Source organism: Tahibacter sp. (genome assembly GCF_035481375.1).
In the GTDB taxonomy this organism is placed as follows: domain Bacteria; phylum Pseudomonadota; class Gammaproteobacteria; order Xanthomonadales; family Rhodanobacteraceae; genus Tahibacter.
In genome coordinates this window covers 1-26,486 of the sequence record NZ_DATIGT010000306.1, presented here as the reverse complement: position 1 = coordinate 26,486, position 26,486 = coordinate 1, and the positions used below count along the sequence as shown (strand labels likewise).

Annotated in this window: 27 protein-coding genes and 4 tRNA genes; 16 read left to right on the top strand and 15 right to left on the bottom strand. The window is 67.6% G+C overall.

The features are described 5' to 3' along the window. From VLF18_RS20395 to VLF18_RS20380, 4 genes are all read right to left on the bottom strand, one after another. Positions 1 to 147: GTP-binding protein (locus tag VLF18_RS20395; RefSeq protein ID WP_325281469.1), on the bottom strand; the 147-nt coding region annotated here is incomplete at its 3' end. A gap of 93 nt (positions 148 to 240) precedes the next feature. Further along, a tRNA-Thr gene (locus VLF18_RS20390) sits at positions 241 to 316 on the bottom strand. 31 nt (positions 317 to 347) lie between these two features. Continuing rightward, a tRNA-Gly gene (locus VLF18_RS20385) sits at positions 348 to 421 on the bottom strand. A 16-nt stretch (positions 422 to 437) separates the two neighbouring features. Next, positions 438 to 523, bottom strand: a tRNA-Tyr gene (locus VLF18_RS20380). 304 nt (positions 524 to 827) lie between these two features. On the opposite strand from VLF18_RS20380, the gene VLF18_RS20375 reads away from it, so the two are divergent. From VLF18_RS20375 to VLF18_RS20350, 6 genes are read left to right on the top strand one after another with little or no spacing between them, the layout of a single operon-like run. After that, positions 828 to 1,499 (top strand): hypothetical protein, encoded by a 672-nt coding sequence (locus VLF18_RS20375; RefSeq protein ID WP_325281468.1) that lies wholly within the window; start codon positions 828 to 830, stop codon positions 1,497 to 1,499. Between the two features lie 2 nt (positions 1,500 to 1,501). After that, positions 1,502 to 2,092, top strand: coding sequence for a hypothetical protein (locus tag VLF18_RS20370; protein WP_325281467.1), 591 nt, complete (start codon positions 1,502 to 1,504; stop codon positions 2,090 to 2,092). Between the two features lie 2 nt (positions 2,093 to 2,094). After that, positions 2,095 to 2,931 carry a hypothetical protein gene (locus tag VLF18_RS20365; RefSeq protein ID WP_325281466.1) on the top strand — a complete coding sequence of 279 codons (837 nt, stop codon included), beginning with the start codon at positions 2,095 to 2,097 and terminating at the stop codon, positions 2,929 to 2,931. Between the two features lie 10 nt (positions 2,932 to 2,941). Further along, positions 2,942 to 5,545 (top strand): hypothetical protein, encoded by a 2,604-nt coding sequence (locus VLF18_RS20360; protein ID WP_325281465.1) that lies wholly within the window; start codon positions 2,942 to 2,944, stop codon positions 5,543 to 5,545. Further along, complete coding sequence (locus VLF18_RS20355; protein ID WP_325281464.1) at positions 5,542 to 7,497, top strand: choice-of-anchor L domain-containing protein; 1,956 nt, start codon at positions 5,542 to 5,544, stop codon at positions 7,495 to 7,497. The genes VLF18_RS20360 and VLF18_RS20355 overlap by 4 nt, the downstream gene beginning before the upstream one ends. After that, positions 7,494 to 8,300 carry a hypothetical protein gene (locus tag VLF18_RS20350; RefSeq protein ID WP_325281463.1) on the top strand — a complete coding sequence of 269 codons (807 nt, stop codon included), beginning with the start codon at positions 7,494 to 7,496 and terminating at the stop codon, positions 8,298 to 8,300. Before VLF18_RS20355 ends, VLF18_RS20350 begins: the two co-directional genes overlap by 4 nt. Before the next feature lies 1 nt (position 8,301). Here VLF18_RS20350 and VLF18_RS20345 read toward each other — a convergent pair whose 3' ends face one another. After that, complete coding sequence (locus VLF18_RS20345) at positions 8,302 to 8,799, bottom strand: acyl-CoA thioesterase (protein WP_325281462.1); 498 nt, start codon at positions 8,797 to 8,799, stop codon at positions 8,302 to 8,304. A gap of 149 nt (positions 8,800 to 8,948) precedes the next feature. Between VLF18_RS20345 and VLF18_RS20340 the strand changes: the two genes are divergently transcribed. Next, entirely contained in the window at positions 8,949 to 9,965 is a 1,017-nt protein-coding gene (locus tag VLF18_RS20340; RefSeq protein WP_325281461.1) for a DUF11 domain-containing protein, read from the top strand. Between the two features lie 14 nt (positions 9,966 to 9,979). On the opposite strand, the gene VLF18_RS20335 is transcribed toward VLF18_RS20340, so the two are convergent. Continuing rightward, a complete protein-coding gene (locus VLF18_RS20335) occupies positions 9,980 to 10,543 on the bottom strand; it encodes a TetR/AcrR family transcriptional regulator (protein WP_325281460.1) in 564 nt (187 codons plus the stop codon). 139 nt (positions 10,544 to 10,682) lie between these two features. Here VLF18_RS20335 and VLF18_RS20330 point away from each other — a divergent pair, with 139 nt between their 5' ends. Then, a complete protein-coding gene (locus tag VLF18_RS20330; protein WP_325281459.1) occupies positions 10,683 to 11,384 on the top strand; it encodes an SDR family oxidoreductase in 702 nt (233 codons plus the stop codon). 38 nt (positions 11,385 to 11,422) lie between these two features. On the opposite strand, the gene ychF is transcribed toward VLF18_RS20330, so the two are convergent. The 8 genes from ychF to VLF18_RS20290 all read right to left on the bottom strand — a co-directional run bounded on the left by ychF (position 11,423) and on the right by VLF18_RS20290 (position 18,249). Continuing rightward, positions 11,423 to 12,514 (bottom strand): redox-regulated ATPase YchF, encoded by a 1,092-nt coding sequence (gene ychF / locus VLF18_RS20325; RefSeq protein ID WP_325281458.1) that lies wholly within the window; start codon positions 12,512 to 12,514, stop codon positions 11,423 to 11,425. A 58-nt stretch (positions 12,515 to 12,572) separates the two neighbouring features. Further along, entirely contained in the window at positions 12,573 to 13,160 is a 588-nt protein-coding gene (pth, locus tag VLF18_RS20320) for an aminoacyl-tRNA hydrolase (RefSeq protein WP_325281457.1), read from the bottom strand. 33 nt (positions 13,161 to 13,193) lie between these two features. Continuing rightward, positions 13,194 to 13,895, bottom strand: coding sequence for a 50S ribosomal protein L25/general stress protein Ctc (locus VLF18_RS20315; RefSeq protein WP_325281456.1), 702 nt, complete (start codon positions 13,893 to 13,895; stop codon positions 13,194 to 13,196). A gap of 83 nt (positions 13,896 to 13,978) precedes the next feature. After that, positions 13,979 to 14,935 carry a ribose-phosphate diphosphokinase gene (locus VLF18_RS20310; RefSeq protein ID WP_325281455.1) on the bottom strand — a complete coding sequence of 319 codons (957 nt, stop codon included), beginning with the start codon at positions 14,933 to 14,935 and terminating at the stop codon, positions 13,979 to 13,981. A gap of 58 nt (positions 14,936 to 14,993) precedes the next feature. Next, positions 14,994 to 15,069, bottom strand: a tRNA-Gln gene (locus VLF18_RS20305). Continuing rightward, on the bottom strand, positions 15,048 to 15,920 hold the full coding sequence (gene ispE / locus VLF18_RS20300) for a 4-(cytidine 5'-diphospho)-2-C-methyl-D-erythritol kinase (protein ID WP_325281454.1): 873 nt from the start codon (positions 15,918 to 15,920) through the stop codon (positions 15,048 to 15,050). Before ispE ends, VLF18_RS20305 begins: the two co-directional genes overlap by 22 nt. Continuing rightward, positions 15,917 to 16,531, bottom strand: a complete 615-nt coding sequence (lolB, locus tag VLF18_RS20295) for a lipoprotein insertase outer membrane protein LolB (RefSeq protein WP_325281453.1) — start codon at positions 16,529 to 16,531, stop codon at positions 15,917 to 15,919. Before lolB ends, ispE begins: the two co-directional genes overlap by 4 nt. Continuing rightward, complete coding sequence (locus VLF18_RS20290; RefSeq protein ID WP_325281452.1) at positions 16,531 to 18,249, bottom strand: tetratricopeptide repeat protein; 1,719 nt, start codon at positions 18,247 to 18,249, stop codon at positions 16,531 to 16,533. Before VLF18_RS20290 ends, lolB begins: the two co-directional genes overlap by 1 nt. 182 nt (positions 18,250 to 18,431) lie before the next feature. Between VLF18_RS20290 and hemA the strand changes: the two genes are divergently transcribed. The 8 genes from hemA to VLF18_RS20250 all read left to right on the top strand — a co-directional run bounded on the left by hemA (position 18,432) and on the right by VLF18_RS20250 (position 26,114). Then, positions 18,432 to 19,706, top strand: coding sequence for a glutamyl-tRNA reductase (hemA, locus tag VLF18_RS20285; RefSeq protein ID WP_325281451.1), 1,275 nt, complete (start codon positions 18,432 to 18,434; stop codon positions 19,704 to 19,706). Next, a complete protein-coding gene (gene prfA, locus VLF18_RS20280; protein ID WP_325281450.1) occupies positions 19,703 to 20,788 on the top strand; it encodes a peptide chain release factor 1 in 1,086 nt (361 codons plus the stop codon). Before hemA ends, prfA begins: the two co-directional genes overlap by 4 nt. A 40-nt stretch (positions 20,789 to 20,828) precedes the next feature. Further along, positions 20,829 to 21,656 carry a helix-turn-helix transcriptional regulator gene (locus VLF18_RS20275; RefSeq protein WP_325281449.1) on the top strand — a complete coding sequence of 276 codons (828 nt, stop codon included), beginning with the start codon at positions 20,829 to 20,831 and terminating at the stop codon, positions 21,654 to 21,656. Positions 21,657 to 21,688: 32 nt separating this feature from the next. Continuing rightward, positions 21,689 to 22,147, top strand: coding sequence for a VOC family protein (locus VLF18_RS20270; protein ID WP_325281448.1), 459 nt, complete (start codon positions 21,689 to 21,691; stop codon positions 22,145 to 22,147). Between the two features lie 166 nt (positions 22,148 to 22,313). Further along, positions 22,314 to 23,627, top strand: a complete 1,314-nt coding sequence (locus tag VLF18_RS20265) for an acetamidase/formamidase family protein (RefSeq protein WP_325281447.1) — start codon at positions 22,314 to 22,316, stop codon at positions 23,625 to 23,627. Positions 23,628 to 23,730: 103 nt separating this feature from the next. Then, the gene (locus VLF18_RS20260; RefSeq protein WP_325281446.1) at positions 23,731 to 24,213 is read left to right on the top strand and encodes an AAC(3)-I family aminoglycoside N-acetyltransferase; all 483 of its coding nucleotides are present in this window, start codon (positions 23,731 to 23,733) and stop codon (positions 24,211 to 24,213) included. 139 nt (positions 24,214 to 24,352) lie between these two features. Further along, positions 24,353 to 24,856, top strand: a complete 504-nt coding sequence (locus tag VLF18_RS20255; RefSeq protein WP_325281445.1) for a hypothetical protein — start codon at positions 24,353 to 24,355, stop codon at positions 24,854 to 24,856. Between the two features lie 166 nt (positions 24,857 to 25,022). Next, positions 25,023 to 26,114, top strand: coding sequence for a serine hydrolase domain-containing protein (locus VLF18_RS20250; RefSeq protein WP_325281444.1), 1,092 nt, complete (start codon positions 25,023 to 25,025; stop codon positions 26,112 to 26,114). A 78-nt stretch (positions 26,115 to 26,192) separates the two neighbouring features. On the opposite strand, the gene VLF18_RS20245 is transcribed toward VLF18_RS20250, so the two are convergent. Then, positions 26,193 to 26,486 (bottom strand): hypothetical protein (locus tag VLF18_RS20245; RefSeq protein WP_325281443.1); only part of this gene is annotated, 294 nt, incomplete at its 5' end.

Below are 26,486 nucleotides of genomic sequence, written 5' to 3'. Positions count from 1 at the left end.
CTGGTCGTACGCCTTGAACTCGCCACCGAAGCGCTCGGCGCCGATCTTCGTCAGTGCTGCCGTCAGCGTCGTCTTGCCGTGGTCCACGTGACCGATCGTGCCCACGTTGACGTGCGGCTTGGTGCGCTCGAATTTACCCTTGGCCATGCCTGCAAAACCCCGAAAGATCTAAGGAGGTGGATGAGTTCAAAACGGTGTTAGTTCAAAACGGTGTTAGTTCAAAACACGGTGTTGCGAAGATGGTGCTCACGAAAGGAATCGAACCTTCGACCTCTTCCTTACCAAGGAAGTGCTCTACCGACTGAGCTACGTGAGCGTGAAACGTGTCAACCGCGACAGTATTTCAATGGAGCGGGAGACGGGAATCGAACCCGCACAATCAGCTTGGAAGGCTGAGGTTCTACCATTGAACTACTCCCGCTCAAGCTAGAACCGGCTGGTGGAGGGAGGTGGATTCGAACCACCGAAGGCGTGAGCCAGCAGATTTACAGTCTGCCCCCGTTGGCCGCTTGGGTATCCCTCCAGCGCGGAGCCCGGCATTCTCGTTATCCGCAGACCGAATGTCAATGCCATCGCGGCAGGATTTTTCGGCCCGGCAGATGCATCTGCGCGGGGTCGCGGACGATACCCGGAACGCCGGTCAAAAGCCATCGCGCCCCAAGCAAATGCCGTGAGCCGGGCAACCGGCATTTTTCGTGTACGGCACAGCCCGATTGTAACTAAGCGTCACAGATCGTGATGGCGATCACATTTCGGCACAGCCCGTGCTACGAGGGGCGTGCTGCCACCAGGCAGGTACGTCAACTCAAAAACAGGGGTTTTTCGCCGTGACCAAGAAACTGCGCTTCATTCCTCGGCTTGCCGCTCTCGCTCTGGCGTCTGCGGCTTGCTTCCCGTCGAGCGCCTTCGCCCAGGCCAACGTCGACGTCAATATCACGATCAGCAACGGCATCACCATCCTTTATTACTACTCGACGCTCGACATCACGTTGAACGCCGGTACGCTCGCCGGACTCCTGACGACGGGCTGCGCCGCCGGTTCGGTCGCCGACACGTACTACTGCAACCGCGGCAACCCGGGCGGTGTCACGGCCACGGCAGCGGCGGGCACGCTGACGGCATCCTTCACCGGTCCGACCGGCCCGGCCGGCCTCAACACGGCGGCGGTTCCGCTGGTCCTGTCGAACGTCTGGTCGGTCCGCGCGGTCGGCGGCAACTCGGCCAACACGACGGTGCAGATTTCGCGCGGTGCCAACAACACGCTGAACAACGGCACGGCCTCGATCGGCATCAACGACAACTACGGCATCGCGACCGGCGCCGCCGCCGCGCTGACCGGCGCCTCCCCGCAGGCGGCGACCTTCCCGGATCCGGGCCTGGGTGGCCTGACCACGGGCAGCGTCGTGCTCGAACTCGACCTGACGAACGCGACCGCGACCGGCGCCTACAGCTCGACTGCCGGCAACGTGAACTACGTCCTGACGGTTACGGCAACCTGATCATGCGTCTCCCTGCCGCCATTCCGGCAGCCGGTTTCGCCGCCGCGGCGTTGTTCGCCGCGGCGGCGACGGCGGCGAGCCTTTCGAGCGCCGTGCCTGGCGTGCGCGGCATCGTTTCCAGCAAGAGCGGCCTGTTCGAGACCAGCGTATCCAGGCTCGATCTCGACAGCATCCGCAGCACCGAAGTCGCTCCGGACGGCCCGCTCGCGGCCAGTTCGGCCAGCGCGCAGAGCCGCCTCGTCGGCAATGCGCTCGTCGTCGACCTGCCCGGCCCGGAGCATTCAGCCGTTCCGACGATCGTGCGCCCGCTCGGCGTGCTGTGGCGCTGGTCGCCGCCGGCCGGCAGCGATCTGCGCCCGCCGACGGTGCGCGTTCGCCTGCTCGATCCGCTCGGCCAGCCCGACGAGATCGCGAACCGCGCACGACCCGACACGAAAATACGGACGCGTTTGGTCACCTATCGACCGTCTTTGGTCAACGATGCCGACGGACCGGTCTGGACGGGCGAAGCCGAGCTGCACATCGAAGCCGGCGATCTCGCGGAACCCGGTACGTACCAGGGCCGCATCGAAATCACTTTCGAGAATTCTTGATCATGCAACGATTCTGGCTGCTCGCCGCGCTGCTGCTGTTCAGCGCCGGCGCTCACGCGCAAATTGGACTGAGCCCGCAGATCCTCGACATCGCGCTCGACGGCGCACCGGGGTCGCAGGCATTCCGCCTGTTCAACTACACGGCGGACGACAAGGTCGTCAGGGTGACCACGGTCAACTGGACCATGGACGCCGACGGCAAGGTGTCGACGATTCCGACGACCGAACAGTCGCTCGACGGCTGGCTCGTCATCAATCCGCTCGAGTTCACGGTCAAGGCCGGCCAGAACCAGGTCGTCCGCGTCGCCGCGCGTCCCGCCGTCGCACTGACGCCGGGCGAGCACCGCGCGATGGTCTACTTTGAAGAACAGCCGCAGGAGAAGACGCCCGGTGCCGCGACTACGCTGCGCACGGTGTTCCGCTTCGGCGCCGCGGTCTATGGCCATGTCGGCCCTGTCGACCGCAAGGGCGAACTGGTTTCGCTGCTGGCGCGCAACGCCGCGGCCGAGCTGACCCTGCGCAACGATGGCAACGCCACCAGTCGCTGCAACGGAACCTTTGCGATCTGGCGCAAGGCCGACTTTCCCGGCGACGCGCAGACCGCACTCATTCCCAAGGCCGGCACGCCCGAAGTCGAACTGCCCAAGGGCGTCGTCAACGCCGGACGCCTGCCGACCGACGCGGTACTGCCCGGTGCGACGCGGCGCGTCGCGCTCGACTACGCGGCCAAGGCGGCGCTGCCGCCCGGCGAGTACGTGCTCGACATGAACGGCACTTTCGGCGACACGCCGCTCGATCGGAGCCAGACCTTCCGCGTCGAAGCCGCCGCCGCGCGCTGAGGCTGCGACGATGGCGAGGATCCCTGCCAGCCTCCGCTCTCCGCACCGCCGACGCTGGATCTGCGCCGGTTTCGGCGCCGCGCTCGCCGGGGCCGCCGCCGGTGCGCCCGCCCCGGCTCCGGCGCCCAGTCCGTCTCCGGAAGCCAGCGGCCCCGATTTTCCGTTCGTCCGCAACACCGACGGCCGCTCGTCGTCCTCCGCGCTCCTGATCGGCCTGCTCGTCAACGGCAAGGATCGCGGGCGGGAAGTCGCCGTGCTCGACGGCGAACTCGACGGCCGTACCAAGGTCGCGCTCGGCATGCTCTGCGAGGCGCTCGGCCTGCACGCGAGTCGCGGCGGCGACGGCTGGCGCATCAACACGCCGATCGGCGAAGCCGTGCTGGCGCACGAATCGATCACGCGCATCGCCGAAATCGACTACGTGCCGCTCGACACCGCCGGCGACGCGCTCGGCCTCGCGCTGAATTTCGATCGCAGCGAATTCGCGCTGCGTGTCAACGGCGCGTGGCTCGACCACAGCACGCTCAGCGCTGCGGCAGCGTCGCGCGAGTCGCTGCCGATCGATGTGCCGGCACCACGCGCGAACCTGTCGGCGTGGCGCAGCGAAGTGATGCTGCGCCGCGCCGGCGACCGCACCGACACCACGACGCTGACCGAACTCGGCGGCGCGCTCGGCGCGGGCAACTGGCATCTGCGCTATTTCGACGACATCGACGGCAACCGGCGCATCGACGAATGGGGTTGGCTCGTCGATCGCGGCCGCTCGCGCGCCTATTTCGGCCAGCAGCAGGTGACGCTGAGCTCGTTGCTGCCGTCGTTCTCGCTGACCGGCGCGCAGTGGGCCTATACGAACCGGCCCGAACTCGCGTTCGGCGACCAGGTGATCGGCAATGAGATCGTCGCGAGCCGCATCGCCACGGGCCGCCAGATACAGGGCGAAGGCCCGCCCGGCGGCATCGCCGAGTTGCGCGCGAACGGCAGCGTGGTCGCGCGCACCGTCGTACGCCTCGACGGCCGCTATCGCTTTCCCGAAATCTCCGGTATTCCGGCCGATGCCGTGCTGGAAATCGCACTGTACAAACCGGCCAGCAACGATGTACCGGTACGCGTCGAGCAGGTGACGCTGCGCGCGAGCGACGATCTGCTCGCCAGCGGCACCTACGTGGTCCACACCGGTGCCGGAACGCACGACAACCCGCTCGACGACAGCGACACGATCGACGGCGGCACGGGCTTCGCGCGCGTGCGCGCCGGCATCAATCCGCGAATCAGCGTCGACGCGACGCTCGTGCGCGCCGTCGGCCGCGATTTCGCCGGCGCCGGCGCGGCGGTCAATCTGGGCCGTGCCGGCGTCTGGTCGGGACACCTCGCGCGCAGCGACAACGCCGGCGCGGCCGAGCTGCTCGGCGAAGGCGCGTACGGACAGGTGTTCTGGCTCGCCAATCTGCGCGAATTCGATCGCGCCTATTTCGACGAAGACAGCCCGGCACGCCGCGATCATCAGCTCGAGTTCGGCTGGCAGCGCCCGCGCCTGCGACTGAGCCTGATCGCACGCGACTTCGACGACGCGAATCTCGGCACGAAACGCTACGTCAAGGCCGCGCTGAGCGCGCAGCCGTTCGACAATCTGTGGATCTCGGCGCGTCCCGACTATCTCGGCGACTATTCCTATGCCGTCAGCTGGCAGCCGATGCGCGGCACGCGGTTCAGCGCGTCGCGCTACGCGGAGCGGCGCCAGCTCGACTGGCAGCAGGAACTCGGCACGCGGTTCGATATGACGACAGCCATCGTCGACGACGACAGCTACGGCCGGCGCGAATCCGTCGTGCTCTATCGCCGTCCGCAGGACCGCAGCAGCTGGTGGTGGGGCGTGGGTGCGCTGCACGCGAACGACCGCTTCGGCGCGATCGCCGATGCCGGCCTCGAGCTGCGCCCGGGACTCAGCGCGCGCCTGCAGATGCAGGACGATCCGCTGTATGCGCGTTCCGGCAAGGACACGCGTGTGATCTCGCTGTCGCTGACCGCTGATTTCGCCGTGACGCCGAGCGGTCTGACACGCGGCGCGTTCAACAACGAACAGCGCCGCGTCGGCGCGATCGCTGCGCACGTCGACCGCCGCAAGCTGCCGCCGGGTGTTCCGGTCGCCTCGCTGCGCGGCGTCGGCGTACTCGTCGACGGTCAGGTCCGGGGCGAACTCGATGCCGAAGGCCGAGCGATCCTCAATCGCGTGACGCCGGGCGTGCATCGCGTCGCGCTCGATGCGGAGAACCTGCCGATCGAGCTGAATCCGGCCGACGCGACGCGCAACGTCGAAGTGCGAGCGGGCTCGACCACACCGCTCGAATTCAGCCTCGACGCGCGGCTCGGCTGCGCCGGCCTCGCCGGCACGGAATCTGCCGGTCTTCAGGTGCGCGTGCTCGACGGCGAACGCACCGCGGCGACCACGCGCGTGAACGCGATCGGCTACTACCGCGTCGACGGTCTCGCGCCGGGCCGCTACCGGCTGCAGCTCGCGGACCGCGACGGCCGCATCGTCGCCGAGCGCGCACTCACACTCGACAACCAGTTCCTGTTCCAGCAGGACCTCGTCCGCACCGCGGAGTCCACTCCATGAACGGCTTCCGATCCGCCGCCATCGCCGTCGCACTGCTGACAGTTTCCGTCGCAGCGCGCGCACAAGTGCCTGCCAACGGCAGTTTCGAAACCGGAGATCTCACCAGCTGGACCGCCGGCGGGTACAACCGCGCCGGCGCGATCCGCTCGAGCAACATCACGCCGACCACCTCGCTGACGATTCCCGACGGCACCTGGGCCGCGGCCGTGTCGACCGGACCGGGCGAACTCGCGAGCGGCACGACGGGCGCGACGAACTTCGACAATCTCGGCGGCAACAACGACTACGACCTCAACTGGCTGCAGTCGAGCTTCACGCTGCCGGCCAACGCCGCCTACGTCGCCTTCGACTGGGGCTTCGCCTCGGGCGAACAGAACGAACCGGACCAGTACGACGATCTCCTGGACGTGACCGTCAACGGCACGCGGATCATGACGCGCTCGAGCTGCAAGCTGAACGGGTCGAGCTATTCGCCGTTTCCGAACGCGAACTGCCAGAACGCGACCATCGTCGACCATACCGTCAACAGCACCGCAACCACGCTGCTGCGCAATATCAACCTGCGCTTCGGCTCGCCCGCGTTCCAGCGCATCTGCCTGCCGCTGCCCGCGGGACTCGTCGTCGGCAGTACGGTCGCACTGCGCTTCACGGTCGCCGACCAGAACGATCATCAGGTCGACTCCACGCTGTTCATCGACAACGTGCAGATCAAGAGTTCGTGCAACGAGGTCGGCACGATCGTCCAGCTCACGAACACGACCGGCCGCAATGTCGAAGTCAAAGGCGGCGGCTTCGTCGCGCGCATGGCGGCCGCGCGCGCGCTCGCGGTCGATTCCAACGGCCGCACCGTCGCCTTCATCAGCAGCGCCGACCACGGCAGCAACGCGAATCTGCTCGACCAGATCTATGTCTGGAACGGCCTCGCCTTCACGCGCGCCGCATGGACCGGTACGCCGCAGATGGCCAGCGGCGGCCAGATGCAGAACCTCGCGATCTCCGGCGATCTCGACGGCACGCTGTACGGGCGCCACATCGTGTTCTCCGCGAAGATGAGCGAGACCGACAACTACGAGATCTATCTCTATGACCGCAGCACGAGCGCGCTGACCTCGGTCACCGCGACCAGCGGCTGCAGTAATACCGACCCGACCATCGACGGCAACGGCGATGTGATCGCGTGGACCTCGGACTGCAATGCGCTGACGAGCGCGGGCACGGCACGACGCATCATCGCGCGCTCGGGCACGACGAACACGGTCATTCCGGCCAATGCGCTCTGCCCCGCCGCAACACCGGCGCGCGAGGCACGCGGCGCGCGCCTGACGAAGAACGCCAACGGCCGCTACCTCGTGTTCGAGTCCAACTGCCAGCCGGTCACGAGCGGCAACGCCGACGGCAACTACGAGATCTTCCGCTACGACCGCAACGGCGCCGCCGGTACCGCGTCGAGCTATGCGCAGATCACGACGACAACCGTCAACAGCGGCACGAACGTCACGCAGAACTCGTTCGCCGTCCTCGACGGCAGCAGCGACGGACGCTACGTCTTCTTCATTTCCAACGGCAACCTCACGCCGAGCGGCGCGGTGTTCAATTCCGACTTCAGCTTCGAGATCTTCCGCTGGGACGGCAACGCCTCGGCTTCCGCACGGCTGAGCCAGCGCACGAACGGTTCCGACAGCGACATCATCGGCGTCGACGTGAGCTACGACGCCGCGGACTACGCGTTCGAGCGCTTCGAACGCACCACGTTCAACACCAGCGTCGGCCGGCGCCGCGTCGCGTCGGCCGGTGCCGATCCGGAGAACCTCCTCGCGAGCGCGTCGTTCGTGTTCCATGCACGCATCGGCAAGGACGGCGTCGTTCCGGTCGTGAGTTTCCTGTCGCCCGAGAATTTCCTGTCGACGAATGCCGACGGCAACCCCGAGGTCTGGCAGGGGAGAATCCAATGAAGACGCGCCTGATGTTCCTGCCGCTGATCGTGCTGTCCGCACCGGCGTTCGTTCACGCCGGAACCGGCCGCAACGACGTGCTGCAGGGCGACGCCTACGGCCATCGCATTAGCGCCGATGCGAGCCTCTGTCCCTACGCCGTGCTCGATCTTTCTGCCGGCGGACAGACGCTGAATCCGATCGCGGCGAACGGCAGCGTTGCGGCGCTCGACGACGGCGCCGCCGAGTTCGAGCTGGCCCAGCCGTTCGCGTTCTACGGCGCAACCTGGCAGCGCATGGCCGTCTCGACGAACGGCTACATCGCGTTCCTCGCCGAGACCGGTCTCGAGGACGGCGGCGATTTCAACAACGATCCTTATGTGCCGAGCCTGCCCGACAACGCGCGTGCCGCAGGCGCACGCGTGCTCGCCTATCATGACGAACTGAGCGGCGAAGACGCCGGTGCGACACTGCGCACCGCGCATTTCGCGAGCTGTCCGCGCGCATCGGTGTTCGGCGACGAAGCCTGCAGTGTCGTGGAATGGAAGAATTGGACGCGCATCGGCAGCAGCGGAACGCTCGATGCTGCACTCGTGCTGTACCACACGAGCGGCGCGATCGCGCTGCAATACGCAGCACTGGACGCAAGTGCCGGCAGCTCGGCCTGTGTCGGCATCCAGTCCGACGGCGCGACGGACGGACTCAACTGGAGCTGCAACGGCGCACGCCCGCTCGTTGCCGGCAGCGCGGTCTGCCTGTTCGATCCGTCGCACCTGCCGCCGGGCGGCAGCGACCTGCTGTTCGCCGACGGTTTCGAGCCGTGAATCAACCGTTGCGCTCGATGTCCTGACGCACGCGCTCGACTTCGCGCTGCTGTTCGCGCGACATGTCGATGATCTTCTCGGCATAGCTCGCAAGAATGCGGTCGTCGTCGGTCTGCGGCACCCACGGCGGCACCGGGGCGGGACGTCCTTCGGGCGCATCGAGCGCGACGAAGCTGATGACGCAGTGTGTCGCGAGACGTTCGAGGCCGGTCTTCAGACCGCGCGCGATCACGTCGATCGAAAAGTGCATGCTGCTGTTTCCCGTGCGGATCAGCTTGCAGCGCACGATGACGATGTCGCCGATCAGGATGGGTTTGACGAACTGGATGCCGCCGACGGCGACCGTCACGCAGTACTGGCCGCTCCAGCCCACGGCAGCCGCATAACCGGCCTGGTCGATCCATTTCATGACCATGCCGCCATGCACCTTGCCGCCGAAATTCACGTCGGACGGCTGGGCGAGGAAGCGGAACGTGGTTTCGCGCTGTTGACCTGGCATGGCTCGGCTCGCTGGAGGACGGCGCGCATCCTACCCCATTGCCCGGATTGTGATCGCCGTCACACGCCGCCTGCGTCGTAACCGGCGCGCAATACGAGTAAGCACGACTACACGACGAACGGTCGTGCACGGCACAGGGGGGGCTCGCCATGAAACGTTGGGCGTTCGCGCTGGCAACGGCGCTATTCGGTACGGGCGCAGGTGCGGTAGAGCAGACGATCAAGAACGACTCGCTGACCAACGGTGCCAGCGGCGTCATCATCTACGGCTTCGCGGCGAACGAAGCGGCAGCCTCATGGCTGACTTCACCGTGTACCGGCACGGTGCGCGCGGTGCAGGTGTTCTGGACCTCGCCCGGCGTCAATCAGCCCGTCGAGATCCATGACTCGGTCAAGGTCTTTCGCGCCGGTACGTTTCCGACCCCGGGCGCGCTGGCCGCGGAAGTCGCCGGCCCGGTACTGAGCGATGGCGTCATCAACGAATGGCGCTATCTCGACGAGAACAACACGGTGCCTCTGTCGGTGCCGGTCGCGCTCAACGAAGTCTTCGTCGTCGCGTTCACGTTCCTCCAGCCGCCGATCACGAACACCACGCCGAGCCTCGTGCGCGATACCGACGGCATCCAGAGCGGGCGCAATGCGCTGCTCGCCGAGATTGGAGGCAATCTCATCTGGTTCGACAGCGCGACGTTGGGCCTGACGGGCGACTGGGTCATCCGCGCGGTCGTCGACTGCCCGACGACGCCGCAGACCGCCGATCTCGTCGTCGGCATGAGCGCGAATCCGCCGGCCTATCTGCCGGGAGGGTCGCTGGTCTACACGGTCACGGTCTCGAACTCCGGGCCCGCCGCGGCGTCGGCGACCGTCGTCGATCTTTTCCCGGCGAGTTTCACCGGCATTACGTGGGTCTGCATCGGCACCGGCGGCGCGAACTGCCCGGCCAACGGCACGGGAAATCTCACGCACAACGTGACGCTGCCGGCAGGCGGACTCGCGACCTACACCATCACTGGCACGGTCGCGCCGGGCACCAGCGGGAGCCTGTCGAACTCGGCGACGGTCGTCGTGGGCTCGCCCGTAACGGATCCGGACACGAGCAACAACACGGCGACACTCGCGATCGAAGCCAACAACGACGCGATCTTCGAGGACGACTTCGACGTCTAGGTACTGGCCGCGGCTCAGCCGGCGTGCGCGAGCACGCCGCGCCGCGCGGCTGCGCGAAGATCGGCCGACAGCGACGCATCGCCGACCGCGCGCGCCAGGATGACCGCGCCGACCAGCATCGCGAGCGAGGCCAGCGCGGCATCGCGACGCTCCGCTTCCGTCGCGCCGGCAACCTGCGATTCAAGCGCGGTCGCAAAGCGCGCAACGCCGTCGCGCAACACCGCGCGCAGGCTCTCGTCCTGCCGCGCGACATCCGCGGCCAGCGCCGCGAGCGCGCAGCCGCCGCCCGCGTCGGCGCAGTGGGCATCCGACAGATAGCCGTCGACGAACGTCGCAAGACCCTCGCGCAGCCCGTCGCCCAAGGTCACGGCATTGGCCTGGAGCGCGCGGCGGCAGGCCTGCACCGCGAGATCCTGCTTGGACTCGAAGTGACCGTAGAAGCCGCCGCGGGTCAGTCCCGCCGCCTGCATTAGGTCGTTGAGTCCGATGCCGTCGAAGCCCTTTTCGCGAAACAGCTGGGCCGCCGTATCGATGATGCGTTCGCGGTTCTCGTCCGCCTGGGCTCTGCTCACGCGCATGGGGTTTTCTCCGGGTTCGTCCGAGTCACTTGACACAGATTAAATGTCGAGCGACATTCAATCAATAAATGTCAGTCGACATTTAAATGATCGCACAACCCGCGATCATCCAACCTGCTGAACAAGAAGGATTTTGACGATGAAGCTCGAAAATGCGGTGGTCTTCGTGACCGGCGCCAACCGCGGCCTCGGCCGCGCATTTGCCGAAGCCGCACGCGCGGCCGGTGCCCGCAAGGTCTATGCGGCAGCGCGCGACCCGGCCAGCGTCGATCTCGCCGGCGCCGTGCCGGTAGCGCTCGACGTGACCGACGCCGCACAGGTACGCGCCGCGGCCGAACGCGCCGGCGACGTGACGCTGCTGATCAACAATGCGGGCATTCTGCGCCCGGCCGGCCTGCTCGACGGCGAGGCGAGCATCGAATCGGCGCGCGCCGAACTCGAAACCAACTACTTCGGACCGTGGCGCGTCGCCCAGGCGTTCGCGCCGGCGCTCAAGGCCAACGGCGGCGGTGCCATCGTCAACGTGCTGTCGGTACTGAGCTGGCTGACCGTCCCGGGATTCGCACCGTACAGCGCGTCGAAAGCGGCCGCGTGGCAGCTCAGCAACGGGTTGCGCAACGAATTGCAGGCTCAGGGCACACAGGTGACGAGCCTGCACGTCGGCTACATGGATACCGACATGGCCAGCGGCTATGACGGCGAGAAGTCGTCGCCGGCCGAGATCGCGCGCCTGACGCTGGCGGGCGTCGAGGCCGGCCAGGCCGAAGTGCTTGCGGATGCGATCACGCAGCAGGTGAAACAGGGACTGTCCGCGGCGAAGCCGCCTTACGCGGCGGCCTGACAGGCAAAAACGGCGGCGCTTTCGCGCCGCCGTTTCGTTCAGACGTTGAAGCGGAAGTGCAGCACGTCGCCTTCCTTGACGATGTATTCCTTGCCTTCGAGGCGCAGACGTCCCGCGTCGCGCGCGCCGGATTCGCCCTTGTACTTGATGAAGTCGTCGTAGGCGATGGTTTCGGCGCGAATGAAGCCGCGCTCGAAATCGGTATGGATGACGCCGGCCGCCTGCGGCGCGGTCGCGCCGATCTTGACCTGCCACGCACGCACCTCCTTGACGCCGGCCGTGAAGTAGGTCTGCAGGCCCAGCAGCGTGTAGCCCGCGCGGATCACGCGGTTCAGGCCGGGCTCGTCGAGGCCCATGTCCTGCAGGAACGCGTCGCGGTCGGCGTCCTCGAGCTGCGACAGTTCTTCCTCGATCGCCGCGCAGACCGGCACGACTTCCGCACCTTCGGTCGCCGCGCGCGCGCGCACCTTGTCGAGATGCGGATTGTCCGTGAACCCGTTCTCGAGCACGTTCGCGATGTACATCAGCGGCTTCAACGTCAGCAGGAACAGGTCGCGGACCAGCGCCTTCTCGTCCTCGTCGAGGCCGGCCGCACGCGCCGGCTTGCCTTCGTTGAGCGTCGCGGCGAGCTTCTGCAGCACCGGCCGCTTGGCCAGGGCTTCCTTGTCGGCGGCCTTCGCGGCGCGCTCGGCGCGGTTCAGCGCCTTCTCGACCGATTCGAGGTCAGCCAGCGCAAGCTCGGTGTCGATCGTCTCGATGTCCGAGATCGGATCGACCTTGCCCGAGACGTGGACGATGTCGCTGTGTTCAAAGCAGCGCACGACGTGCGCGATCGCGTCGACTTCGCGGATGTGCGCGAGGAACTTGTTGCCGAGGCCTTCGCCCTTCGATGCGCCGGCGACGAGGCCCGCGATGTCGACGAACTCCATCGAGGTCGGAATCACCTTCTGCGGCTTGACGATGTCCGACAGCGCGCCGAGGCGCGGGTCTGGCACCGGAACCACGCCGACGTTCGGGTCGATCGTGCAGAACGGAAAGTTCGCCGCGGCGATGCCGGCCTTGGTCAGCGCGTTGAACAGGGTGGACTTGCCGACGTTAGGCAGGCCGACGATGCCGCATTTGATGCCCATGGTGGATCCGCAGGAAGTGAAAAGTGGTTGATTGCCAAACGATAAAATGCTGCGTCGCTCAGGACTTCGCCGGCGCCGTGTGCAGCCGTTTCATCGCCTCGTTGAAATCGCCCGACAGGGCCAGAGGCAGCACGTCGAACGCATCGCCGATCGACGCCATGATCGCGTCTTCGTCCTTCGCGCCGGCGCGGCCGAGTACCCAGCCGGTGACCTTGTCCTTGTGGCCGGGATGGCCGATGCCGACGCGCAGGCGGTGGAATTTGCCGTCGCCGAGATGGGCGATGATGTCGCGCAGCCCGTTCTGGCCGCCGTGCCCGCCGTCGAACTTGAGCCGCGCCGTTCCCGGCGGCAGATCGAGTTCGTCGTGGGCGACGAGCATCTCGTCGGGCGCGATCTTGTAGTAGCGCAGCGCCGAGACCACGGCGATGCCGCTCTTGTTCATGAACGTGGTCGGCTTCAGCAGCAGCGCCTGCTGCCCGCCGATCGAAACTTTCGCCGTTTCCGCATGCAGTTTCGATTCGACGCCGAAGCGCGCGCCGAGCTGCCGAGCGAGAGCATCAATAAACCAGAACCCGGCGTTGTGCCGGGTTCTGAGATAGTCGGCCCCGGGGTTGCCGAGGCCGACGAGCAGGCGCAAACGAGCCATGCGAAGCGGAATCGCGTCGTTCGACGCGAAACCTTACTTCTTCTTGGCCGGAGCCGGAGCTGCCGCCGGAGCCTTGGCCGGGGCGGCCTTGCCGCCCTTGGCCGGCGCCGCCGGCGCCGCAGCCGCGTCAGCAGCCGGCGCTTCCTCGACTTCTTCCTTCGCGAGCTTGGCCAGCACCACGGCGACGTCATGCTCCTTGCCGAGCTTGAGTTCCGGGATTTCGACGCCGGCCGGCAGCTTCAGGTCCGACAGATGGACGATGTCGCCGACATTGAGGCCGCTCAGATCGACTTCGATGAACTCCGGAAGATCCTTCGGCAGGCACGAAATCGCGATTTCGTTGAGTTCGTGCGTGACGAGCACGCCGGCGGTCTTGCCGGCCGGCGACTTTTCCTGGTCCAGGAAGTGCAGCGGAACGCGGATCTTCAACGCCTTGTTCTCGCTGACGCGCTGGAAGTCCAGGTGCAGCAGGCGCTGCTTGTACGGATGACGCTGCATGTCGCGCAGCAGAACCTTCTGGTTCTTGCCGTCGAGCTTCAGGTCGATGATCGAGGAATAGAACCACTCGTGCTGGGAAGCCATGTAGACGTCCTTGTGCACGAACTGGATGCTCTGCGGCTTTTCATCGCCGCCGTAGAGGATTGCCGGAACGACGTCCGCGTGACGCAGGCGGCGGCTCGCACCTTTCCCCTCGTCCTTGCGCGACTCGGCCGGAATTTCGTGAATCTTTGCCATGACAAACTACCTTCAGTGATGACCGCCTCGCGGCGGCATGAAGGCTCCTCCGCGACCAGAGGAGCCGAAGGTCGACCGACGGATCAGTCGACGTAAAGCGAACTCACCGACTCGCCGAATGCCACGCGGCGGATCGTTTCGGCCAGCAGTTCCGCGACCGTCAGCTGACGGATGCGGCTGCATGCCTGGATTTCGGGCGTCAGCGGGATGGTGTCGGTGACGACGAGTTCGTCCAGCTGCGAATTCATGATGTTGCTCAGCGCCGAACCCGACAGCACCGGGTGGGTGCAGTAGGCGACGACGCGGCGCGCGCCCTGTTTCTTCAAGGCATTGGCCGCGGCGCACAGCGTGCCTGCGGTATCGACGATGTCGTCGACGAGTACGCAGGTCTTGTCGCGCACGTCGCCGATGATGTTCATGACCGTCGACTCGTTCGGCCGCGGGCGGCGCTTGTCGATGATCGCGAGGTCGGCGTCGTCGAGGCGCTTGGCGATCGCGCGGGCGCGTACCACGCCGCCGACGTCCGGACTGACCACGATCAGGTTGTCCGTGCCCTGGCTGCGCCAGATGTCGGCGAGCAGCACGGGCGAGGCGTAGACGTTGTCGACCGGAATATCGAAGAAACCCTGGATCTGGTCGGCATGGATGTCGACCGTCAGCACGCGGTCGGCGCCGACCGTGCCGATCATGTCCGCCGCGACCTTCGCCGTGATCGGCACGCGCGCCGAGCGCGGGCGGCGATCCTGGCGGGCATAGCCGAAGTACGGAATCACCGCGGTCACCGTGGCCGCCGATGCGCGCTTGAGCGCGTCGATCAGCACCAGCAGTTCCATGAAATTGTCCGCGGTCGGCGCACAGGTCGGCTGGATCACGAACACGTCCTGACGACGCACGTTTTCCTCGATCTCGACCTGGACCTCGCCGTCGGAAAACCGGCCGCACAGCGCCTTGCCCAACGGCATGCCGAGCCGGTGCGAGACGTTCTCCGCCAGTCGCCGGTGCGCGTTGCCGGTGAACAGCATCAAACCTTGCGTATTCATTCGAATCTCCGCCAGCCGCCGTTGACCGGGCGCCGGCCCGATGCGTTGGATGATTCATTGGCTGGGGCGGTAGGACTCGAACCTACGGATGCGGGAATCAAAATCCCGTGCCTTACCGGCTTGGCGACGCCCCAGCAGCGAAACTTTCCAGTGCGGCGAGCAGCGGCGAGCGGTTGACGCCGCGCGCAGCCCAGGCCGACCATTCCTGCGGACAAGCCGCCGCGAGTGCTGCCGCCTCGGCTTCGGTCGCGACGTCGACGAAGACGCAGCCACCGGAACCGGACAAACGCGGGCGACCATGAGGTTCCAGCCATGCCAGCGCCGCTGCTATCGCGGGATAGCGCGCGCTGACTACCGGCTCGAACGCATTCGAGGTCTCAGCCCCAGCAAGGAAGCGCGGAATTGTCGTGGGCAGGGCATCGCGTGTCAATTCCGGAACCTGGAATAACGGCGCCGTCGGCACACTCGTTTTCGGATCGACGACGACGTACCAGCGCTCCGGCAGATCGAGCGGCGTCAGCCGTTCGCCGACGCCTTCGGCCCAGGCCGAACGACCGTGCACGAACACCGGCACGTCCGCGCCGAGCGCGAGCCCGTGCCGCGCGAGCGCATCGACCGGCAGGCCGCAGCCCCAGATCCGGTTCAGCGCGACGAGCACGGTCGCCGCATCCGAACTGCCGCCGCCGAGCCCGCCGCCGAGCGGCAGGCGCTTGTCGACGGCGATGTCGACGCCGGCGTCGGCCGGCGCATAAGGCTTCAGCACCGCCGCCGCGCGCACGACGAGATCGCGTTCCGGCGGCACGCCGGGCAGCTCGCTGGTGCGCTCGATACGCCCGTCGCCGCGCGGCCGCAGGCGCACGCTGTCGCCGCGGTCGAGCAGCTGGAACACGGTCTGCAGCAGGTGATAGCCGTCCGCGCGCCGGCCGGTGATCTGCAGGAACAGATTGAGCTTGGCCGGCGCCGGCCAGACGCTCCACTCGGTCATTGCACCTGCCAGTCTTCGACGAACAGGCGCACGCGGTGCTTGCCCTTGGTCGCGAATACCTTGCGCGGCATCGCCGGCTCGCCGTCGTCGAAATACTCGCGGTATTCGATGGTCCAGCCGGCCTGCAGCAGCTTCGCCGGGCGCTGGGCGTCGTCGAACACGAGCTCGGCCTTCGAACCCGGCGCACGCAGTCCGCGCACCCAGTATTCGAGTTCGGCCACCGGCAGTTGCCAGTTCGCCTCGCGCGCGAGCAGTTCGGCCGCGCTCGTTCCCGTCATCACCTGATCGCGCACGCCTTCGAGCGTTGCCGAGCGCGCATCGCCGTGCAGCCGCCAGTTCTTGCCGGTCACCGGCGCGCGCAGGCGCAGGTCGTAGCGCGCACCGTCCTGGCTCCAGTCGACATCGGCATTGCCGCCGTCGTCGCCGTTGCTGACCGCGATGCGACCCGTCAGCTGCCAGCGCGACTGCGCAAGCACGGCCGCTTCTCGCGCGCCCTGCGCGGTGAGCGTCGCGTCGTCCTCGCGCAGACGCAACGGCGCGCACGCCGCCAGACCGAGCACGCAGACGACCGGCAGCAGCCGCGCTGCCGCGATGGTGCGGGACTTTCGCATCAGACCCCCAGCCTGCGCATCGCTTCGACGAGCGCCTTGTTCTTCGCGTCTTTCTTGCGCGCCTGCTCGAAGATCGCGCGCGCTTCCTCGCGCTTGCCCTGGACCCAGAGCACTTCGCCCAGATGCGAGGCGATCTCGCCGTCGGACTGCTTCTCGAATGCGCGCCGCAGCGCTTTCTCGGCTCCGGGAAGATCGCCGCGGCGATACAGCACCCAGCCGTAGGAATCGATGACGGCCGCGTCGTCGGGCTTGGCCTTGAGCGCACGCTCGATCAGGCTCATCGCTTCGTCGAGCTTGCGGTTCGCATCGGCCAGCGTGTAGCCGAGCGCGTTCGTTGCATCCATGTCGTCGGGCTTGAGTTCGAGCACGCGGCGCAGGTCCGATTCGGCGCTGTCGGTCATGCCGTTGGCCGCGGCGTGCAGCGCGCGCGCATACAGCAGGCGCGAGTCGTCCGGGATTTGCTTGAGCGCACGAGCGTAGGCGGCCTGCGCGGCCTCGTGCTGGTCGCGCTTGGACAGCAGTTCCGCTTCAAGCATGAACGCGTCGGCCAGCGCGCCGAGCTGGTCGCCGACGCGCTGCTGCAGTTCGCGCGTCATCGCGAGCGCCTGATCGGGCTTGCCCTGCTCGTCGACGAGCACGGCGATGCGGATCTGGCTCGGGAACCAGTCCTCGTCGTCGGTCGTCACCTGCTCGTACCACTCCAGCGCTTCGGACTTGCGCTCGAGCATCTCGGCGAGCTGTCCGAGCAGATGCGCGCGCGACAGGCGTTCTTCGCCCGGTCGCGCCTTGAGCTCGTCGTACAGCGACTGGATCAGATTCTTGTCGTTCGCACGCGCGACATAGGCCGCACGCGCCGCGTAGCTGTAGTCGTCCTGCGGGCCGTCGGCGAGCAGCTTGGCCGCCGCCTTGTTGTCGCCCTGCTGGCCGAGCATCAGCGCGTAGGCCGCGCGCAGACGGATGTCTTTCGGCGCGCGCTTGATCGCTTCCTGATAGTCGCGTCCGGCGCGCGCCTTGTCGCCTTCGTCGATCGCGAGCTGCGCCGACCAGCCGTGGGTCGTCGCGCTCGTGAATTTCTTCAGCGCCGCATCGGCGAGTTCGCGCGCATACGGCTTGATGTCGAGCTTGTACGCCAGCTGGCTCATCGCGACCCAGATTTCCTCGGGCGCGCCGGTCAGGCGGGTCGGCGTCGCGATCCGCCGCAGCAGCGTCGCGGCGGCGGACTTGTCGGCGGCACCGAGCAATACCTGTCCGAGCAGGCGCCAGCCCTGCTGGTCGGGCAGCGCGAGCAGCTTTGACAACGACTGGAACGCCGCCTCGGTATTGCCGTCGCTGAGCGCGAGGCTCGCTTCGACCTGGGTCTGGCCCGGATCGTCGGGCTTGAGCGCGCGCCAGCGCGTCAGCGACTGGCGCGCGAGCGCCCAGTCCTTCGCCGCGAGCGCGACGCGTGTCGCGTGGGCGGCAACCTGCGGATCCTTGCTGAGTTCGGCCGCCCGCGCGTAGCGGCCGGCCGAACCGGCGAGATCGGCCTTGCCGAGCGCGAACTCGCCGGCAAGCATCTGCGCCAGCTGGTCGTCGGCCAGCGGAGTCGGCGCGACGACGGCCTGGCCCGGCTGGGTCGTCGCCTGCCGCACCGGCATCGCCGTGCAGGCGGCCAGCGACAGCGCTGCCGCGACGGCCAGCGCGGCGAGGGAAACAGCGCGATCAGCGCGAAATTTCATCCACATCCACCATCTTCGATGCGTGCCGGCCGAGGCCGGCTTGCTTGATCTTGCCGGATCGCGACCGCACACTAGTCGCGATTTTGTGCGGCGCGGCAGCAGGATTGCCGCGATTCCGGCGATACCCACCGCTCTCACGCGTCCAAGCTTAGCTGATTGTTGCCCGCGCGGCCCCGTCATCCATGGCATTGCTAGCCCTCGGTCTCAATCACGTTACCGCTCCTTTGGACCTGCGCGAAAAAGTCGCGTTCGGTCCCGAACAAGCCCGTCCCGCACTCGAGGAACTGGCGGCCCAGGCCGGCGTCGAAGAAGCCCTGATCCTGTCCACGTGCAACCGCACCGAACTCTACTGTTCCGTCGCCGACGGCGCGCAGATCGTTCCGGCACAGTGGCTGCACCGCCACCACCAGCTGACATTGGGCCGACTCGACGAGTTCCTATACCGGCATGACGACGAAGCCGCCGTGCGGCACATGTTCCGCGTCGCCACCGGCCTCGACTCGCTCGTGCTCGGCGAGCCGCAGATCCTCGGCCAGGTCAAGGACGCCTACCAGCTCGCGCGCACCGCTCACACGCTGAAGGCGCCGATGGAGCGCATGCTCCAGCACACCTTCGCCGTCGCCAAGCGCGTCCGCACCGATACGCGCATCGGCGCGAGCCCGGTGTCGGTGGCCTATACCGCGGTCCGCCTCGCCGAACAGCGCTTCGCCGACCTGGCCGGCGCCTGCGTGCTGCTGATCGGCGCGGGCGAGACGATCGAACTCGCGGCGCGCCATCTGAGCGACGCCAAGGTGCGCCGGCTCATCGTCGCGAACCGCACGCTCGACAACGCGCAGAACCTCGCCCACCGCTGCGGCGGCTACGCGATCGCGCTCGCCGACCTGCCGGCGCATCTGGCCGAAGCCGACATCGTGATCTCCTCGACCGCGAGTCGCGAGCCGGTGCTGACGCGCGCCATGGTCCAGGCCGCGCTGAAGCAGCGCCGGCGCAAGCCGATGTTCCTCGTCGACATCGCCGTGCCGCGCGACATCGAGGCTTCCGTCAGCGAAGTGGACGATGCGTATTTGTACACCATCGACGATCTGCGCCAGGTCATCGACGAGAACCTGCGCTCGCGCGAGGCCGCCGCGCGCGAGGCCGAGGCGATCATCGACCTGCAGGTCGAACGCTACATGGCCTGGCGCCGCTCGCTCGACCGCGGCAACCCGGTACAGGATCTGCGCCGGCAGGCCGAGGCCGAGCGCGACGACGTGCTCGCGCGCGCGACCGCCATGCTCGCGCGTGGCCGCAAGCCCGAGGAGGCCCTCGCCTTCCTCGCCAACACGCTGACCAACAAGCTGCTGCACGCGCCGAGCGCGAACCTGCGCGCCGCCGCGCTGCGCGGCGACGGCGAGCTGATCCAGGCCGCCGCGCGGCTGTTCGATCGCGCCGCCGCGAACGACGACAAGGACGTATGACTCCGACCATCCGCCGCAAGCTCGAACAGCTCGCCGAACGTTTCGAAGAAGTCGGCGCGCTGCTCGCGCAGCCGGACGCGGCTGCGGACACGAACCGTTTCCGTGCGCTCAATCGCGAATACGCCCAGCTCGAACCGGTAGCGGCGGCGCTGAAGGCATTCGACGCGAATGCCGCCGCGCTCGCCGCGTCGCAGGCGCTGCTGAAAGACCCGGAGATGAAGGAACTCGCCGAAGCCGAGGTCGCCGAACTCGGCGATGCGCGCGACGTGCTCGAGCAGCAACTGCAGCTGCTGCTGATTCCGAAGGACCCGCGCGACGACGCCAACCTGTTCCTCGAAGTGCGCGCCGGTACCGGCGGCGACGAAGCCGCGATCTTCGCCGGCGACCTGTTCCGCATGTACAGCCGCTATGCCGAGCGCCAGCGCTGGAACGTGGAGGTGATTTCTTCCAACCCCGGCGAACACGGCGGCTACAAGGAAATCGTCGCGCGCGTCGAAGGCCGGGGCGCCTTCGCGCGGCTCAAGTTCGAATCCGGCACGCACCGCGTGCAGCGCGTGCCGGCGACCGAAGCCCAGGGCCGCATCCATACCTCGGCCGCGACGGTTGCCATTCTTCCCGAAATGGACGAAGTGGACGATGTCGAGATCAAGGATTCCGACGTCAAGGTCGATACGTTCCGAGCCTCCGGCGCCGGCGGCCAGCACGTCAACAAGACCGACTCGGCGATCCGCGTGACCCACCTGCCGACCGGCATCGTCGTGGAATGCCAGGACGAGCGCAGCCAGCACAAGAATCGCGCGCGCGCGTTCTCGCTGCTCAAAGCGAAGCTCCTCGACAGCGAGCGGTCCAAGCAGGCCGCCGAACAGGCGGAATCGCGGCGCCTGCAGGTCGGCTCGGGCGACCGCAGCCAGCGCATCCGCACCTACAATTTTCCACAAGGCCGCATCACCGACCACCGCGTCGAAGGCCTGACGCTCTATCGCCTGCCCGAAATCGTCGAGGGCGACATGGACGAACTGATCCAGCGGCTGACCCAGGAAAACCAGGCCGACCTGTTGCAGGCGCTGACCCAGTCGGCCTGACGCGCCTGCTGCGGTCTCGCGGCTCGGGTAAGCTCCGGACATGCTGATCGCGCCGACCGCCGTCGAACTGCAGTCCTGCGTCTCCGCCTTCTGGGCGAGCGCAGCGGAACCGTTTTCGTACGCGCGGGCGCGCGTGCTGCCGAGCGGCGCCATGCATCTGGCCATCCGCCTCGACGGCAGCGGCGTACGGCTGTATGACGACGAGCGCGATGCGGACGGCCGGCTGATCGCCCACGCCGTCGTGGCCGGCACGCGCGATCGCCACTATCTGAAAGACGTCCGCGAATCCTCGCGCTCGGTCGGCGCCATGCTGCTTCCGGGCGCGACGCGGCTGCTGTTCGGCTGCGGCGCCGATGCGCTTGCGAACCGGCACGTCGCGCTGTCGGACCTCGTCGGCGACGCGGCGCTGCGTCTGCAGCAGGCGCTGGCCGCAGCGACATCGCCGGCCCGACAGATCGCGCTGCTGCAGGCCTTCCTGCGCCGCCGCGTGCGGCCGGTGCACGGCCTGAATCCGCAGGTGGCCGCGGCCTTCGCCGGCCTTGCGAACGGCGATCGCGTCGCCACGCTCGCCGCGCTCAGCGGCTGCAGCCACAAACGCTTCATCGCGCAGTTCCGCGACGCGACCGGACTCGCGCCGAAGTGCTATGCGCGCGTGCAGCGGCTGCAGCGCGCGCTCGCGATCGGCGCGACGACGAACTGGACCGACACGGCGCTGACCGCCGGCTACAGCGACCAGGCACATCTCAATCGCGAATTCCGTGCATTGACGGGCACGACGCCGCAAGCCTGGCGCGCCGTCGCCGTCCCTTCATCGCACCACCTGCGCGCGGACAATTTCGTCAAAGACGCGGCGCGAGCCCGGCGTTAGCCTGCACGCTCCCCCGAACGTAGGAGAAAGCCGTGAGCGTCCACGAAATCTTCCCGTATCTCTGCGTCGCCGATGCCGATGCTGCGGCGGCGTTCTACTGCACGGTATTCGGCGGCACGCAGAAGCTGCGCCTCGTCGAACCGGGCGGCCGTGTCGGGCACATCGAAGTCGACCTCGGCTGCGGCGTCCTGATGATCTGCGACGAATATCCCGAATACGACATACGCCGCCCCGATCCCGCCGCCGGCACGAGTCTCAGCATCCATCTGCACGTCGACAACGCCGACACGGTCGTCGAGCGCGCGCTCGCGCACGGCGCCACCTTGCTGATGCCGCTGCAGGATCAGTTCTACGGCGAGCGCGGCGGCGTGTTCCGCGATCCGTTCGGCCACCGCTGGAACGTCGGGCATTCGATCGAGACGCTCAGCGCCGAGGAAATGCAGCGGCGCTACGATGCGCTGTTCGCGGCGGACGGTGGAGCGAGCAAATAGAGGATAACGGTCAGAAAATAGAGAACGCGACGGCTTCGCTCGTACTGCTTTCTCTATTTATTGCCTGCGCGTCATCCCTAGTTCTGCAGAGGCCGCCCGGCATCCGTCGCTGCGACGCCCGCGCCCGTTCCTGCATCTGCAGAACGGGCCATCGGGAAATCGATACGTGAGCATTCGGGCGCTGCTGCTGTTGTTCCTTGCCTGTTCGTCGCAGGCGGCCGGGGCCGCCGACGAATCCTGGCTGCTGACCCTCGATCGTTGGGGCAATCCGCAGCATGAAACGCTGAGCCTCGCGCGCGACGGCAATGCACTGAGCGGATTCCTCGCGCGCGAACCGCTCACCGGCACATTGCGGCGCGATCGCCTGCGCTTTCGCGTCGTCGCCGCGGACGGCAGCCGCTGCGACTACGACGGACGTCGCGAGCGTGACCGTCTGCGCGGCGTCGCCGATTGTCCCGATACCAACGATCCGGATCGCCGCGCGCAGCATGCATTCAGCGCACGCCGGTTGCCGACGCGGCCATCGCAAGCGCCCCGCGTGCACGACTACGTGCCGACGGATTTCTCGAACACGTTCTCCGCCGAACGACTGCCCGTGCTGACGATCTGGCCCGGCGACAGCGTGCGCACGAAGACGATCGATTCCGGCGGCGTCGACGAGCACGGCCGCACGGTCGCGCTCTACGGCAATCCGCAGACCGGACCGTTCTTCGTCGCCGGCGCCGAACCCGGCGACACGCTGGCCGTGCGTATCGTGCGGCTGCGCCTGAACCGCGACTACGCCGACAGTCTCGACGGCATCGTCGCGCGTGCGCTGACGACGACGCAGGCCGTCGATTTCGCACACCTCGGCAAGCCGGCGCGCTGGACCCTCGACCGCGAGCGCGGCGTCGCGCGGCCGCAGCGCGCGGGCGGCGCGCTCGACCATTTCGAGGTTCCGCTGCGGCCGATGCTCGGCGGGCTCGGCGTGGCTCCCGGTCCGGGCTCGCCGCCGATGTCGACCGGCGACACCGGCCGCCACGGCGGCAACATGGACTTCAACGAAATCGTCGAAGGCAGCACCGTCCTGCTGCCGGTTTTCCAGCCCGGCGCGCTGCTCTATCTCGGCGACGCGCACGCGCTGCAGGGCGACGGCGAGACCTCGCAGTTCGCGCTTGAAACCTCGATGGAGGTCGAAATCCACGTCGAGCTGCTGCGCGGAAAAACCATCGCGATGCCGCGCGTGGAATCCGCCGACGCGATCCATGTGCTCGGCCAGGCCGGCTCGCTCGACGACGCGCTGCGCGCCGCGACCGCCGGAATGCTGCAATGGCTGCGGCAGGACTACGGACTCGACGCCGCGCAGGCGGCGCAGGTGCTCGGCAGCAGCGTGCGCTATCGCGTCGCGAATCTTGCGGGACGCAGCGTCGGCCTCGCCGCGTCGATCGACACGGCGCGCCTGGCGACACTGCGGCCTGAGCGCAGTGAAGCGGCGCGGTAAGTCATTCGCCGGGCGCCGGAACTTTTCGACCGGCACGACACCTGACCATCGGCACTCCGTCGGCTCCGACGGACCGCACCACCGCCCCGCCCCGGACGACGCCATGCCTTCTCCGAATCCGTTCCAGGTCCGCGCCCTCGGTGCCGACGACGTCGCCACGATGGAAGACCTGCTGACGCTGTTCGGCGAGGTGTTCGACGACGTGCCCACCTACTGCGGAAAGCGCCCCGATGCCACATACCTGTCCCGCCTGCTCGGCAGCGACGGATTCATGGCGATCGCCGCCCTCAAAGGCCGCGACGTGGTCGGCGGACTCGCCGCCTATGTGCTGCACAAGTTCGAACAGGCCCGCAGCGAGATCTACATCTACGATCTCGCCGTATCGGAAGCGCATCGCCGCGAAGGCATCGCGACTGCGCTGATCGCGGAACTCCAGGCGATGGCCGTCGCACGCGGCGCCTACGTGATCTTCGTGCAGGCCGACTACGGCGACGAGCCGGCGATTGCGCTGTATACGAAGCTCGGCGCGCGTGAAGACGTGATGCATTTCGATCTGCCGCCCGGGCCTGCACGCAGCGGCACCTGAACGCGCTCCCGGTTCGGTGCCGGTCGTGCGCTGCGCCGAACGACGAGTTTCTCCGGGCAGCGTCGTCACAAATCTGACATGCGCTCCACTTACGCTGCGGCGCCGCGGCCGCCAGCGCCGCCTGGATCCGGAGTCCGGCATGCACCTCGTCCGTCTGATCGTCCTGCTCGCGCTGAGTCTCGCCGCGACGTCGTCACCTGCCGACGAACCCTATGTCGACATCGAGCGCTCGCTGACGCCGGAACAGCTGCGCGAGACGGGACTCGACACGCTGACGCCGGCACAGCTCGCGCGCCTCAACGCACTGCTGCGCGACCGCGAGTCGGCCGCGGTGCGGCCCGCACCGGCTGCGGTCGCGCATCGACCGGCCGTCGCCGCAGCGCCGCACGACGAGCCCGCGATGCCGATCGATCTCGAAATCCGCACGATCAAGAGCCGCCTGCGCGGCAGCATTGCGAGCTGGGCGCCCGGCACCGAATTCCGCCTCGAGAACGGGCAGACCTGGAAAGTGCTCAAGGGCGAGATCACCTTGCGCAAGCCGCTCGACGCGCCGGAGATCCTCGTCGTTCCAGGTATCGCCGGACGCTGGTTCCTGCAGGTGCACGAGGACTACCCGAAGGCGCGCGTCTACCGCATGGACTGACGGGAGTTCAGAGAACCGCGGTCACGGCGCTTTCGGCCGTCGCGTCGCGCGATGTATTCCGCGGCGCGCGCTCGACGCATTCCATCCTCTGCAACCGCGCGGCGCCGCCGCGTATCCCTGTCGCCACCGCGGCCCCGCGCCGTCCTGCGCACAGGGGAAAAACCCCATGTACCGTATCGTCCTGCTACTGACTGCGCTGTGCAGCGCGGCGATCGCGCGTGCCGCGCCCGATGCGTTCATCACGGCGTACGCGCGCGAGCACCGCTACAGCGGAACGGTGCTCGTCGCCGAGCGCGGCACGATCAGCTACGAGCAGAGCTTCGGCCTGGCCAATCGTGCCTTCGGCGTGCCGAACACGCCGGACACGGTCTACAAGGCCGCTTCGATCACCAAGGCGTTCACCGCCGTGCTCGTGCTGCAGCTCGCCGAACAGCGGCGCCTGGATCTCGACGCCCCGTTCGGCGACTACCTGCGCGCGTATCGCGGCAATGGCGCACGCAAGGTCACCTTGCGACAACTGCTCAACCACACCTCCGGCCTGCCGAACTTCGATCAGGTCACCGACCTCAAGACCGCGCTGGCCCAGGGCATACCGAACTACCAGAGGCCGGCGACGAGCGCGCAGCTGCTCGACGGCTACTGCAGCGGCGACCTCGTCGCCGAGCCCGGCGCACGCTTTGACTACAACAACTGCGACTACATCGTGCTCGGCCGGGTTCTCGAAGCAGCCAGCGGACAGACTTTCGACGCGCTGCTGCGCGAACGGCTGCTCGAACCCCTCAAGCTGCGCCACACAGGCCTGCTGCGCCAGAGCGCGATCGTCGAGCGGCTCGCCGACACGTATCTCTATCGCGAGGATCTGGGCGCGCTCGCCAACGATCTGCCGGTCTATGCCGAGAACTGGTACGCCGCCGGCAGTCTCTATGCGACCGCGCGCGACCTGCTCGCGTTTTCCGATGCGCTGTTCGACGGGCGACTGCTGACCGCGGAATCGCTGACGGCCATGACGACGCCCGGCCTCGACGACTACGGCTACGGCGTCTGGTCGTACTCGATGAAACTGGCCGGCGGCGCGCAGCGGGTCGTGAAGCGTCCGGGACGCATCATGGGGGCGCAGTCGCTCTGGTTCCGGCTCGTCGATGCCGACGTGACTCTCATACTGCTGGCGAACACCGACGCGGTCGATCTCGACGAATTCGCCGCCGCGATCGCGCGCAAGCTGGAACTGCCCGCGGCGACCGCCGCGCCGGGAACCTGAGCGGCCCGTCCTGCCGGGCGCGGCTGCGCATCCACTCTGGCGCAAACGTCAACTGTGCAAATTTGACAGACCGGAACGTCAGTCGGCGACTGCCCCGTCGCAGAACTGCAGCACGAACCCCGGCGCCGCGACGGCGGCGAGCGTGATTCCGTAGCGACGCAGCACGCTCGCGAGACGCGCGTCGGCGACATGGGCCTGCGACGGTGCATTCAGCACGGCGGCAACACTGGTGCAGCGCGCCGACGCGTCGTCCGGTAATGCCGGCACGGCGATCTGCAGGCGCAGCTGCGGCACGCCCGCTTCCCGATCCGCGTCCACGCTCAGCGTGCTGCCGTGGCCGCCGATCTCGGCGCTGCGCAGCGCCAGATCGCC